The following is a 224-nucleotide window of genomic DNA, read 5'->3' as shown; positions in this document are numbered from 1 at the left end:
GGCGGCACGGTGCTGGTGACGGGTGGTACGGGTGCGCTGGGTGCGGAGGTTGCGCGCTGGCTGGTGCGTAACGGTGCCGGGCAGTTGTTGCTGACGAGCAGTCGTGGTCTGGATGCGCCGGGTGATGCCGAACTGCGTGATGAGCTGGCCGGGTTGGGTGCGACCGTCACGGTGGCCGCGTGTGATGTGGCCGACCGTGCGGCGCTGGCCGGTCTGCTCGACTC

At 70.1% G+C, this 224-nt stretch carries 1 protein-coding gene; it reads left to right on the top strand.

Annotated features, from left to right (window positions below):
* On the top strand, positions 1-224 hold a 224-nt coding region (locus UK12_RS39265), incomplete at both ends, for a KR domain-containing protein (protein WP_156179218.1).

It is taken from the genome of Saccharothrix sp. ST-888 (assembly GCF_000955975.1).
Taxonomy (GTDB): domain Bacteria; phylum Actinomycetota; class Actinomycetes; order Streptomycetales; family Streptomycetaceae; genus Kitasatospora.
The sequence above is the reverse complement of the archived record's forward strand: the minus strand, read 5'-3'. Positions and strand labels throughout refer to the sequence as shown.